This window comes from Leifsonia sp. AK011 (assembly GCF_013410945.1).
Lineage (GTDB): Bacteria > Actinomycetota > Actinomycetes > Actinomycetales > Microbacteriaceae > Rhodoglobus.
The window spans coordinates 1,310,596-1,323,127 of record NZ_JACCCH010000001.1; the positions used below are offsets into that span (position 1 = coordinate 1,310,596).

The 12,532-nt window shown below is 66.2% G+C and carries 8 protein-coding genes; 7 read left to right on the plus strand and 1 reads right to left on the minus strand.

Annotated features, from left to right (window positions below; translation table 11 throughout):
* Positions 1-45: 45 nt before the first annotated feature.
* From HDC94_RS06420 to HDC94_RS06430, 3 genes are read left to right on the plus strand one after another with little or no spacing between them, the layout of a single operon-like run.
* Positions 46-972 (plus strand): LysR family transcriptional regulator, encoded by a 927-nt coding sequence (locus tag HDC94_RS06420; protein WP_179495940.1) that lies wholly within the window; start codon positions 46-48, stop codon positions 970-972.
* Positions 973-1,011: 39 nt separating this feature from the next.
* Positions 1,012-1,653, plus strand: coding sequence for a hypothetical protein (locus HDC94_RS06425; protein WP_179495942.1), 642 nt, complete (start codon positions 1,012-1,014; stop codon positions 1,651-1,653).
* 31 nt (positions 1,654-1,684) lie between these two features.
* On the plus strand, positions 1,685-3,178 hold the full coding sequence (locus HDC94_RS06430) for a CoA-acylating methylmalonate-semialdehyde dehydrogenase (RefSeq protein ID WP_179495944.1): 1,494 nt from the start codon (positions 1,685-1,687) through the stop codon (positions 3,176-3,178).
* Between the two features lie 41 nt (positions 3,179-3,219).
* Here HDC94_RS06430 and HDC94_RS06435 read toward each other — a convergent pair whose 3' ends face one another.
* Positions 3,220-3,819 carry an exonuclease domain-containing protein gene (locus HDC94_RS06435; RefSeq protein WP_179495946.1) on the minus strand — a complete coding sequence of 200 codons (600 nt, stop codon included), beginning with the start codon at positions 3,817-3,819 and terminating at the stop codon, positions 3,220-3,222.
* Between the two features lie 308 nt (positions 3,820-4,127).
* On the opposite strand from HDC94_RS06435, the gene HDC94_RS06440 reads away from it, so the two are divergent.
* The 4 genes from HDC94_RS06440 to HDC94_RS06455 all read left to right on the plus strand — a co-directional run bounded on the left by HDC94_RS06440 (position 4,128) and on the right by HDC94_RS06455 (position 12,513).
* Entirely contained in the window at positions 4,128-8,951 is a 4,824-nt protein-coding gene (locus HDC94_RS06440) for a DUF5979 domain-containing protein (protein ID WP_179495948.1), read from the plus strand.
* 106 nt (positions 8,952-9,057) lie between these two features.
* Positions 9,058-9,774: a hypothetical protein gene (locus HDC94_RS06445; protein WP_179495950.1), complete on the plus strand. Its 717-nt coding sequence runs from the start codon at positions 9,058-9,060 to the stop codon at positions 9,772-9,774.
* Positions 9,775-9,799: 25 nt separating this feature from the next.
* The gene (locus tag HDC94_RS06450; RefSeq protein ID WP_179495952.1) at positions 9,800-11,464 is read left to right on the plus strand and encodes a methyltransferase domain-containing protein; all 1,665 of its coding nucleotides are present in this window, start codon (positions 9,800-9,802) and stop codon (positions 11,462-11,464) included.
* A gap of 74 nt (positions 11,465-11,538) precedes the next feature.
* Complete coding sequence (locus HDC94_RS06455; RefSeq protein WP_179495954.1) at positions 11,539-12,513, plus strand: hypothetical protein; 975 nt, start codon at positions 11,539-11,541, stop codon at positions 12,511-12,513.
* The last annotated feature ends 19 nt before the right edge of the window (positions 12,514-12,532 follow it).

Consider the following 12,532-nt stretch of genomic DNA (forward strand, 5'->3'; position numbering starts at 1 on the left):
CCAGGGTGCACCGCCGAGCAGGCGCACCCGTCCTAGGGTGATGGCATGGCCAGCCCGCCCCGTGACCCCCGCGACGTGTCGACGGACGATCTGCGATACCTCCTCGCGGTCGCGAGGACCGGCAAACTCGTCTCCGCAGCAGCACTGCTGGGCGTCGACCACACCACGGTGCGCAGGCGACTCGACCGTCTCGAGGCGGCCCTGGGTGTGCGCCTCCTCGATCGTGGTGCCGACGGGTGGGAACTGACCTCTCTCGGGAGGGATGTCGCGGCCAGGGCCGCACCCCTGGAGCACCTCGTCGAGGACGTACTCGGCGCTGCATCCGGAGGCGATGACGCCGTGCGCGGCACGGTGCGACTCGTGGCGCCGGAGGCGTTCGGCACACTGTTCGTCGTGCCGGCACTGGCGCGCGTGCAGGCTGAACATCCCGGCATCAGCGTCGAGCTCGTGACATCCACCCGGCCATTGAGTCTGCGCGGCTCGGGCTACGACCTCGCGGTCACAGTGGGCTCGGCCACGAGTTCCCGCCTCGCGAGCGAGACGCTCGCGCCATACTCGGTGCGGCTCTACGCCTCACGCGAGTACCTCGCCGCCCACGATCCCATCGCAACCCTCGCCGACCTCGAGCGGCACCCTCTCGTGTTCTACGTCGATGCCCTGCTCACGGTGCGCGAACTCGATCTCGCTCCGGTGCTTGGCGGGATGCACGTGCGCTTCGGTTCGACGAACGCCTTCGCCCAACTCGAGGCCACCCGTCGGGGCGCTGGCATCGGCCTGCTGCACGCCTTCATGGCGGATCGCGATCCCGACCTCGTGCCGGTCTTGCCAGCCGAAGTCGATTTCCGGGTGCAGTTCTCGCTGTCGGTGCGCAAGGACAGCCTCACTGTCGATGCCGTTCGCGTGGTTCGCGAAGCCCTCGTGGCGGAGGTCCAACGTCGGGGGAGTGAACTCGTGCCCGCATCGGGGCGCTGAGCGAGTAAAGTCAAGCTCTCGTCACTCAAGGGGATCCTCATGATCAAGCAGGCCCCGTTGTTCTCCGTGGCCCTCCTTCTCCTCGCAGGCTGCGCGTCGCTTGAGCCGGTGGCATCCTCGCCTGCGCCGACCGCTGCTACTCCCGCGGCTACGCCGAGTCCGACCCCGACCTTCTCCGACCCGGCGACCTGGATCATCGACTACGGCAGGGTCGGTCCGCTTGTCGTCGGAGGTTCGTTGGCCGCGGCCGAGCCCTCGTTCGGTTCCCTCGGCCTGGAGCGACAGGACGCGTGTCCGTCTTTCGTCATCCTGAGCGATCCCGAGGTCACGCTGTGGGTTATGACCGCCCAGGGTGATGACGACGTTATCGACCAGATCGTGCTCGGGAATGGCAGCGTGCCTGACCCGTCGCAAACTCAACTCAGAACCGGCAACGGCATCGCGGTGGGCTCGACGCTCGCGGAGGTCACCGCGGCCTATCCGGACGTCGTGGAGAGCCAGGGCACGTACAGCCGGATATTCTCGGCCACCGACGGCTCCGGCGCCTACCTCAACTTCTCCGTGAGCGACAGTGACATCGTGTCATCGATCGTCGTTCGTTCGACCCCCACTGTTGACAGCGAGTACTGCGGATGGTTCGTCTGCAGGAACGCACATCCACTGTGCACGACTAGCCCTTGATTGCAGATCGGTGTCGGCACAGACTTGCACCATGACTGACATCCTCGAGCATTGGGTCAACGGCGCCGCCTTCTCCGGAGCGTCCGCCCGTACCTCCCCTGTCTACAACCCCGCAGAGGGCACCGTGTCGCGCGAGGTGCGCATGGCGACCGTCGCCGACGTCGACACGGCAGTGCAGGCCGCGAAGGCCGCCTTCCCGGACTGGGCGGATGCCTCGCTCGCCAAGCGCCAGTCAGTGCTCTTCGCCTTCCGCGAGCTGCTCAATGCTCGCAAGGAGGAGGTCGCCGCGATCCTCACCAACGAGCACGGCAAGGTCACCTCGGATGCGCTCGGCGAGGTCGCCCGCGGGCTTGAGGTCGTCGAGTTCGCCACGGCCATCCCGCACCTCATGAAGGGTGAGATCGCGCAGAACGTCTCGACCGGCGTCGACGTGTACTCCGTCAAGCAGCCGCTCGGCGTCGTGGGCATCATCAGCCCCTTCAACTTCCCCGCAATGGTGCCCCTGTGGTTTTTCCCGGTCGCGATTGCGGCGGGCAACACCGTCGTGCTCAAGCCGTCGGAGAAGGACCCGTCAGCCGCGATCTGGATGGCGGAGCTCCTCAAGGAGGCCGGGCTGCCCGACGGCGTCTTCAATGTGGTGCACGGCGACAAGGAGTCCGTGGATGCCCTGCTCGAGCATCCCGAAGTGCAGTCCATCTCGTTCGTGGGTTCGACGCCCATCGCCAAGTACATCTACGAGACGGCCGCCAAGTCCGGTAAGCGTGTTCAGGCCCTCGGTGGCGCGAAAAACCACATGCTCGTGCTGCCGGATGCCGACCTCGATCTGGTCGCGGACTCCGCCGTCAACGCTGGCTTCGGCTCGGCTGGCGAGCGCTGCATGGCGATCTCAGTCGTCGTTGCGGTCGAGCCCGTCGCCGACGAGCTCATCGAGAAGATCACCTCCCGCATGTCCGGCCTCACGGTCGGCGATGGCACGAAGGGCTGCGACATGGGCCCGCTCATCACCAAGGAGCACCGTGACAAGGTCGCGGGCTACATCGATGTCGCCATCGCTGACGGCGCGGAGGTCGTCGTGGACGGCCGTGGTGTGAAGGCGGATGGTGGCTCCGGCGGTTTCTGGCTCGGCCCGACGCTCATCGACAAGGTGCCGACGTCCTCGGATGTCTACACCCACGAGATCTTCGGCCCGGTGCTCTCCGTCGTGCGGGTGAAGACCTATGAGGAAGGCCTGGCCCTCATCAACGGCAGCCAGTACGGCAACGGCACGGCGATCTTCACCAACGACGGGGGAGCGGCCCGCCGCTTCCAGCGCGAGGTGACGGTGGGCATGGTCGGCATCAACGTGCCGATTCCGGTGCCTGTCGGCTACTTCTCGTTCGGTGGATGGAAGGACTCCCTGTTCGGCGACGCGAAGGCGTACGGTCCGCACTCGGTGAACTTCTTCACGCGCGAGAAGGCAGTGACGAGCCGGTGGCTGGACCCCTCGCACGGCGGTATCAACCTGGGCTTCCCGCAGAACGGGTAGTTCTACGTCGCTCAGCGCGGTAGAAGACAGCGAGCGCAGAGCTAGAGCGTCGCGCTGTTGAGCTCGTCGACGGGAGCACCGATGCGCTTCATCGAGGAGCCCGTCAGTTCCGCGAGCTCGAGCATCGAGGATGCCCCGTGGCGGCGTGCCGCATGCACCATGATCGCGGCGCAGGCCTGGGCATCCGCCAGTGCGTTGTGGTGCTCGAAGTCCTCGAACCCCGCGGCCATCGCTGCGCTGGGGAGACGGTACGAATCGAGGTGATAGGTCTTGCGTGCGACCTGAAGGCTGCAGAGGTAGGCGTAGGACGGCGTGGGAACGTAGCTCGCGCGACTCGCGGCATCGATGACGCCCATGTCGAACCGAGCGTTGTGCGCGACGAGGACATCGTTCTCGGCGAACGAGGTGAGGTCGGGCAGCTGTTCGCTCCAGAGGAGGGCATCGACAACGTCAGCGGCCATGATGCCGTGAATTCGGACATTCCATTCGAGGAATGCATCATGGCCGAGGGGCGGTTTGATCAGCCAATAGGCGGCGTCGACGACCTCACCGTCGCGCACCTTGATCATGCCCACCGAGCACGCGCTCGCCGCCGAGTTGTTGGCTGTCTCGAAGTCGATCGCAGTGAAATCCAGTGGCACCCTCCGATAGTCACACGCCCCACTGACGTCGAGGCGGGGACTCGCCGGAGGCCGCGATCCCGCGCACCGCACGCTCACTGCCCCTTGGAATGGGGGTCTTGTCCCGCGGAGATGAGTGCTGATAACTTTTCCCCCGTCAGGTGTCTGAGTGTTGTCGCTGCACTCTCTGGGAAGCACCTGCACGCGAGTACCCGATAACCGCAACGAGAACGGTAGCGACAATGCAACGTGCAACGAAACAATTCCCCACTCCTCCCAGAGCGTCGAGACGGCGCGTAGCTCAAGCGATAACAGCGCTTCTCACGGGGATGGCTCTCGTTGCCGTCCCGGCCATTCCCGCCCAAGCGGCGGACGGGAATGTGTCCGGGTTCGTCTTCCGCGACTTCGGAGCGGATGGTACCTACGACACGGGCAACGCGCCCGGGTCGGGGCTTCCCAACGACGCGCCCCTCTCAGGAGTGGTCGTCACGGCCTACGACGCAACGGGCACCGCCGTGGGCTCAACGCAATCGGCGGCTAACGGAACCTACGCGCTGCCCGTGACCAACGCGTCCACCAGCTCCGTGCGCGTCGAGTTCACCTTCTCAGCTGCGCAGGCCGCTGAGGGATACGAGTCGTCAACGCACGGCCCGGACAACGGCACGTCGGTGCAGTTCGCCACCATCGGGGACAGCGACGTGGACTTCGGGGCTAACGTGCCCGAGGACTACGTCCAGGACAACCCCGAGGCATACCTCGCCGTGCATCGCGCTGCGGACCCTCTCTCGGCTGGTTTCCCCGGTAGCGGACCCGCCACGAATACGGCGATCTCGAGCACGGTGAGTCTCCCGTGGGAGAAGAACGGCACGGCCACCAACGACCCGGCGATTGAGGTGGAGAGCACCGTCAATGGTCAGGCCAGCACGGGCGAGCAGACTGGCTCGCTGTTCGGATTGGCGGCCTTCCGCGGTACGACAGACGTCTATGCGGCATCCGTGCTTCGGCGTCACATCGGAATCGGTGAGGCTGGAATCGGCGGTATCTACCGTGTCGACACGGTCACAGGGATCGCTCACCCGTTCCTCGATGACGCCGCGATGGCGACGTTCGGGATCGACACCGGCGCATCCGCGTTGTACGCGCTCGTGCCCGGCGTCGGCACTTTCAACGAGCGCCGCGGTCTCACCAATGACCCGGCGATCCCAAGTTACGACAGCGTCGTTTATGAGTCTGTCGGTCACTACGGGCTCGGCGGCCTCGCCGCCAGCACGGACGGGTCGACGCTCTTTGCGATCAACCTGTACACCAAGTCGCTCCTCGTCATCTCCACGGACGGTGCCGGCACGGCGACGGGCATCGAAGAGATCGATCTCGATCTCGGCGCGGACGTCATCCCGTGGGGCATCACGGTGCACCGTGGCGCGGTCTTCATCGGCCTCGTCAACTCTGCCGAGTCCACAGGGCTGCGCAGCGGCCTCTCGGCGAGCGTGATCTCCAGCCCCGAAGGTGACCTGGCAACATGGTCGTCTGCGCTTCCCGCCTTCGCGCTGGACTTCGACCGCGGATACACCTCCACGGGCCCCGGCCCGAACCTCAGCGGCGACGTAGCGTCCCATTGGAACGCGTGGAGCGACGACTGGAGTGACGCGGAAGCAACGAACTTCTACGGTCAGGAGGCGCTGTCCAACCCGCAGCCGATCCTCTCCGATATCACGTTCGATCAGAACGGCAACATGATCCTCGGCTTCGCTGACCGCTTCAGCTTCCAGTCCGGAATGCTGAACTACAGCCCGACTCCGCCAAGCACGACTCTCTACGCGGGCTTCGTCTCGGGAGACGTCTACGGCGCTTCACCCAACGGCCCGGGCGCGTGGACCCTCGAAAGCAATGGCTACCTCGGTGGCCAGCCCGGTTGGGGTGTCGGCAACGGCAAGGGACCGGGCGGTGGCCAGTACTTCAACATCGAGTCATCGGTCGACCCCGACTCTGTGTCTGGGCTTCCGAGTCATAACCACACGTCGCTGGGTGCTGTGGCATCCCTCCCCGGCTTCTCCAACTTCCTCAGCACCGGGTACGACCTCACCGGTGCGTGGGTGAGCGACGCCGGATGGATGCCGCACGCTGGCACAGAACGCACGCTGGCTCAGCGCATCGTGAACAACGAGGGCAGCAGCGACATCCCCGAAGTGACTCCTGGCATGGGTAAGGCCGGTGGACTCGGTGGTATCGCGATCCTGCTGGACTTCGCACCCGTCGAGCTCGGCAACCGCGTGTGGTTCGACGCGGACCAGGACGGGACCCAGGATGCCGACGAGCCGTCTGTTGAGGGCGTCACGGTCACGCTCACCGACAGCAACGGCAACCCCGTGCTCGACGCGAACGGCAACCCCGTCGGCCCCGTGCAGACGGACTCGGACGGCGAGTACTACTTCAGCAACCTCGTACCGAACACCGACTACCAGGTGCACTTCACGCTGCCGACCACGGGCAACTGGATCGAGGACGACCCCGTCTTCGGAACCGTCGCGTGGACTGCCCTCGACTTCACGTCGCAGTACGAGGGGCCGGGCACGACAGACTCCAATGCCGATCAGGATGGCCTCGCGCCCGTCTCGTTGGGCGGTCCGGGCCAGAACGATCACACGATCGACGCAGGCCTCATCGCCAACAGCCAGTTCACGATCCAGAAGCTGATCGATGATGCCGGAGGCGTTCCCGCACCCGGGCAGGAGTTCACGATCACCATCGCGGGTCTCGACTTCCGTGGCGACGCGTACACAATCAGCCCCAATTCCGTGACTATCGAGGCTGATGAGACGAGTTTGCCGATCACGGTCCCCGTCGGGACGAAGGTCAAACTCGAGGAGACCGCGGACGAAACCGTGTCGAGCGTCACCTACAGCGGCGGGGTCACTGCCGACAACGGTGGTTACTTCCTGGTCGCTGACACCACGGCAACGCTCGCGCTCGTCGTGACGAATGTGCTCTGCGAACCGGGTCGGTTCTCGGTCGCGAAGGATGTGACTGGTGACTTCACCCTCGAGGAACTCAGCGCAATGCAGATCACGGTCTCGTACAGCTACACCGAGGCCGGCGGCGGAAGCGGAAGCCTCACCCTCAACCAGGGCAACGGCTTCTTCGAGACATCAGAGGACATCCCGTTCGGCGTCGAGGTGACGATCGAGGAGACATCCATCACGGGTGCACCCGCGAGCGTCGACTTCGGCACGCCGACCTGGTCGCAGGGTGACCAGCAGGATGGCACAGCCGTCATCGAGATCGGTGATGACACCACCACTGAGCTCACCCTCACCAACCCCACCACGGAACTCACGGGCACGTTCGACGTGACGAAGGACGTGACCGGTGAAGGTGAGGACCGTCTCCCTGCAGGCAAGGAGTTCACCGTTCAGTACAGCCTCGATGGAGGCCAGACCTGGACCGATCTCACCCTGGAGAACGGCGAGACCGTCAACGGTCCTGCGGACATCCCCACGGGAACGGTCGTGCAGATCCGTGAGGTTGCACCGGTCGGCCCCGCCGACATCGAGTGGGGCACCCCGGTCTTCTCGGGGACTGGTGTGACGCCCGGTTCGCCCGCGACGTTCACCATCGGCGACGACACCGAGATCAACGTCCTTCTGGAGAACCCGACCGAGGAGCAGAACGGCCAGTTCAGCATCACGAAGGATGTCACGGGCCCCGGCGAGAACCTGCTGACGGCCGGCACGGAGTTCACGGTCAACTACACCTACGACGGGCAGACCCCGACTCCCGGTGTGCTGACGGTGACGAACGGCCAGACGGCCTCGAGCCCGGCGATTCCGACGGGCACGGTCGTGACGATCACCGAGGTGACGCCGACCGGCGGCCTGCCGGACGGCGCGACGTGGGGCACCCCGACGCTCGTCATCGACGGGCAGCCGGCAGCCAACGGTGCGACCATCACGATCGGTGCCGACACCACCATCGCCATCACAGTGCAGAACCCCACCACGGTGACTCCGAGCGTTGAAATCACGAAGGGTGACGGCGAAGGCACGACGATCGAGCACGAGGCGGAGGACGTCCCGGATGGCGAGGTCTACCTGCCGGGCGAGACTCGCACGATCGTGATCCAGGTCGAGAACACCGGGCCGGAACCGCTGCGGGAGGTCACCCTCACGGATGACACGACCGCCGGTGACGCGATCCAGTCACTCGTGTGGACGTTCCCCGACGGCTCCACCGCGAACGCGGTCTGGAACAGCGGAACATGGACGGCCACGTGGGATGCGACATTCGACCCGGGAACCACGTCGTGGGCCGTGGGCGACATGATCTACGGATCCGCAACGCTGACGGTCGACGGTTCGGACTTCCCGCACCAGAACTGGGCAACCGTGGATGCGCGCGGACTCTACTCGGGCACCGAGGTGACCGACGACAACCCGTACAACGCCTTCAGCGGTGACATCCAGATCATCAAGTACGACGGTGAGAAGGCTGACCCGGTCGTCATGATCGGCGACGAGTGGGTCATCCCGACAAAGCCGCTTCCGGATGCATCGCAGGATGCCAACACGCCGGAGCTGGCCGTGCCGTACCCGATTGACGAGCCGCAGACGGTGCGCTGGGTCGTCACGAACACCGGTGAAACGTGGCTGACCAACATCACCCTCGAGGACGTGACCGGTGACGGTCCGGACATCGGGGATGACTGGACGGCCGACCTGTCTCCGTTCGGCGGCCCCGCGGACTACTCCTTCGTGGATGACGGGCCGTGGCCGGGTCTCTTCCCGCCGGGTGCATCCTTCTTCGCTGAGGGCACGCTCACCCTGCCGGCCAGTGACACGCACGCCGACACCGTGACAGTCGTGGGAACGATCGTCGTGCCCGAGGAGAACCCGGAGACGGGCCTTCCGACCGATGAGCCATCGCTCGACGAGGAGGGCAACCCGATCGTGGCGCTCGATGACGAGGGCAACCCCGTCACCGTGACCGACAACGACCCGTTCCACGCGAAGACCCCGGCGCCGGTGATCTCGCCGGATTCGCCGCTCGCCTTCACGGGCAACGGCGTGATGACCTCCGCGATCGCGGTGGGCACGCTCCTGCTGCTGGGTGGCGCGGTGCTGTTGATCGCACGCCGGAGGCGTTCGCCGAAGCACTAGCAGGTGAGGAAGGCCCCGGGCCCGTCGGGAGCCCGGGGCCTTCCCTGTGTCCGGCGAATACTATGGCGTAGCCCCTCCGGGGCGCCCGCGTAGATTGGAGCACGCCATGAGAGCCGTCAGACTGCTCGCAGCCATCGCGGTCGTCGGGGCGCTGGCATCCGGGTGCGCCGCCGGCGAACCCGACCCCAGGGCCCTCACGACGGAGGAGGCCGAGATCCTCGCCATCGCGAGGTTCAACAACTTCGACGCGGGCGTCCGGGAGATCGAGCTTCAGGTGCCGGGTTCCGACGGTATTCGACTCGACGGATGGGTCGACTTCACCGACCACGTCGGTTACGGCTCGGCCTCCGACGTGAACGACGGCGCGCCACTCGGTCTCGTGCGCTGGAACCTTCAGACGGTGGGCGTGCGGGAGGGTGAGGTTCCGTCCTCACTGCTGCCCCCGCCCACCGATGCGTGGGTGACGGGGCCGCTCGACACGACGTCGATCATCAACACCGCGCTCGCCGTCGTGCTCTCCCTCGGATCGGATCGACCGGACAACCCGCAGCTCCTTCAGCAGACGGATGCTCGGTGGCTCCGCACCGACGAGGTGGCAGGTGTTCCTGTCACGGTCTTCGCCGGTCCGAGCGCCGACGAGGTCGCCACGGCCGCGCCGACCAGAGGCGCTGAACTGACTCGATTCTGGGTCGACGAGAACGGCATGCTGCTTCGCTTCGAGGCACGTAGTGACCCTGCGAGCGAGGACTGGGTGGTCATCGATTTCGCGGACGCCGAGATCGATGACCTCGGTGACGTGCCGGACGTGGACCCAGCGGCTTAGGCTGCCGCCCACATAGTCTGGATTCATGGCACCTTCCGGCGACCCCAGCCAGGCTCTTTCGTTCGGTGAGGCGGTGGACGCGTACTCGGCGGCTCGGCCCGAATACCCCCGCGAGGCGCTCGACTGGCTTCTTCCGCCCTCGGCCAAGACCGTGGTCGAGGTGGGCGCTGGCACGGGCAAGTTCACGCGGCTTCTCGTGGACTCCGGGTTTCTCACGGTCGCGATCGAGCCCGATCCGGTCATGCTCGGGCGTCTCCACGAACTGCTCCCGGGCATCGATGCCCGGCCCGGCTCCGCGGAGCAGATCCCGCTGCCCGACGCGAGCGTCGATGCTCTCGTCGCGGCCCAGGCGTGGCACTGGGTCGACCCCGAGGCGGGACTCGCGGAGGCCGCTCGCGTGGTGCGCCCGGGGGGCACCCTCGGCCTGGTCTGGAACATCCGTGATTCGTCCGTCGATTGGGTTGCGGCGCTCACGGCGATCATCGGCGAGAGCGCCGCCGAGGCGGGCTTCGAGCAGGCCGCGCGTACCGCGGCACCATTCAGTGACCTTGAGCGTGCCGAGTTCCGGTGGAGCATGCTTGTCACGCGGGAGTCACTGAAGACGCTCGCGGCATCCCGTAGCTCGTTCATCGCTGCCGGCGCAGAGGAGCGGGCCAGAGTACTCGCGGCCATCGACTCGCTCGTGGACACCCATCCCGATCTGGCCGGTCGAGCTGAGTTCGAGCTGCCGTACGTGACCCACTGCTTCCGGGCGAGGGTCAGCGACCCGCCGCTGGACTATGCGCACGCTCTCAGCCCTATCCGCGGAGCGTGGTGGCGCGGTGCGCTCGCGATGGTGATCTTCATCGTCGGGTACCTCGTCATCTCTGCAGTACTCGGCGCGGGCATGTTCGCCATCGAGCTCGCGAGGGGTGAGATCAGCTTCGAGCAACTCGAGAGCGGAATCATCCCCTTCACACCGGTCGTCATGTTGATCAACAACATCTCGCTGGCGCTGTGCATACCGCTTGCGATCGTGCTCCAGCGGAGGCTCTTCGGAGTTCGGGCAGGCTCGCTCGCCTCGGTCACCGGCCGCTTCCGCTGGAGATGGATGGCACGGCTCGCGCTCATCATCGTGCCGGTGTGGGTCGCCTACGTCGGGCTCTCGGTGCTGGTCGAACCCGCGGGGGAGATCCAGTGGGATGCCGGCGTGTTCATCATGCTCGCCATCGTGATCGTCACCACTCCGCTGCAGTCGGCGGGGGAGGAGTTCGGAGCGCGCGGGCTCATTCTCCGCTCCGCCGCGTCGTGGTTCCGCAACCCCACGCTCGCGTTCATCATCGCCGTGGTCATCTCGAGCAGCATCTTCTCGCTCGCACACCTCGCTGCGGACGGCTGGCTCATCGCGTACTACTTCGTGTTCGGGGCATCCGCGGCTCTCGCTGCTCGCTTCACGGGCGGGCTCGAAGCTCCCGTTCTCGTGCACGCCACGAACAACGTGCTCCTCTTTATTCCCGCTGTGCTCTACGGCCAGCTGGAGGAGGGGCTCGACCGGAGCGAGGGCACGGGCGGCCCGTTCATGCTGTTCCCGATGGCGATGTGTCTCGCGGCGGCAGCGATCAGCTATTGGTGGGGCAAGCGAAACGGTATCGAGACGCGGGCGCCGTCACCGGTGCCTCCCCGACTTCGTCGCGTGGGCTCCACGTCCTGACGTCGCATCTTCTCGGCCGGCTGATCGCTCGATATACTCCGAGAATCTGATGGCCCCTGCCCGAGAGGTCCCCCGTGAAACGCGTCGCCCGTTCCCTCCTTTTCGCCTCCACCGCCGCGGTCCTGGTCGCCACTGTCGGGGTGGGGTCGGTCGCCGCTGCGAACCTCCCGGCCGAGGACACAATGTACGGCCTTTCGTGCCCCCAGGAGAACAACCCGTTCGTCGTCAACGCGATGCAGCTGTGGGCCATTGACGCGACGACTGCGGCAGGAACGTCGGTCGGTGACGGCTCGGGTGACGTCGAAGGCACCTGCGCCGGTCAGCCTGCGTGGAACCCCGTGACCCGCAAGGCGTACGCGTTCGCGCTCACCGACGAGCACGATGAGCCGAGCGTTCTCATGGAGATCGACCTCGCGACGGGGGAGAGCACGCCGGTCGCCGACATGTACTACGAGGGCGAGCCGGTCCAGGTGGCATCCTTGGCAATCGGTCTCGACGGGGCCGCGTATGCGCTTGCGTACACGCAGCTCTACTCGGTTGATCTCACGACGGGGGCGCTTAAAGCCATCGGTGGCGAGATTCCGGTGAGTTATGGATTCGCGGTCGACCCCACGACGGGCAAGTTCTGGGCGCTCGCCGCCAGCAGCAGCCTCCTTGAGATCGACGTCGCGACGGGTGGGTACACATTCGGACAGAGTCTCGAGCTCCCCGGGGCCTACTCGCTACAGATCGACTCGGCGGGCGGCCTGTGGGTCTTCACGGCCAATGTCGACGATGACCCGATCCTTCGCACGGAGTTGTGGACCGCCTCGTTCGGGGCTACGCAGCCCTCGACGGCGGTTGGCGTGGTGTCGGTCGCCGGGTCCGGGGAACCGTTCAGTCAGGCGCTCCTCATCGTGCCGGCTCTGCCGCCGGGAGGGATCGAACCCAGTGCGCCCGCTCCTGCGCTCGCCGCCACGGGCCTGCATCCGGCCGCCGGCCTCGTCGTTGCCGGAGTGCTCCTGCTCACTCTCGGTGCGGTGCTCGTCTCACGTCGCCGCCCAGCCTGATTCGCTCCCGGTACGCTGG

What these genes read in the sequence shown, in the direction of transcription:
- HDC94_RS06420 (WP_179495940.1), top strand. Translation starts at nt 46, where the DNA reads ATGGCCAGCCCGCCCCGTGACCCCCGCGACGTGTCGACGGACGATCTG.
- HDC94_RS06425 (WP_179495942.1), top strand. Translation starts at nt 1,012, where the DNA reads ATGATCAAGCAGGCCCCGTTGTTCTCCGTGGCCCTCCTTCTCCTCGCA.
- HDC94_RS06430 (WP_179495944.1), top strand. Translation starts at nt 1,685, where the DNA reads ATGACTGACATCCTCGAGCATTGGGTCAACGGCGCCGCCTTCTCCGGA.
- HDC94_RS06440 (WP_179495948.1), top strand. Translation starts at nt 4,128, where the DNA reads ATGGCTCTCGTTGCCGTCCCGGCCATTCCCGCCCAAGCGGCGGACGGG.
- HDC94_RS06445 (WP_179495950.1), top strand. Translation starts at nt 9,058, where the DNA reads ATGAGAGCCGTCAGACTGCTCGCAGCCATCGCGGTCGTCGGGGCGCTG.
- HDC94_RS06450 (WP_179495952.1), top strand. Translation starts at nt 9,800, where the DNA reads ATGGCACCTTCCGGCGACCCCAGCCAGGCTCTTTCGTTCGGTGAGGCG.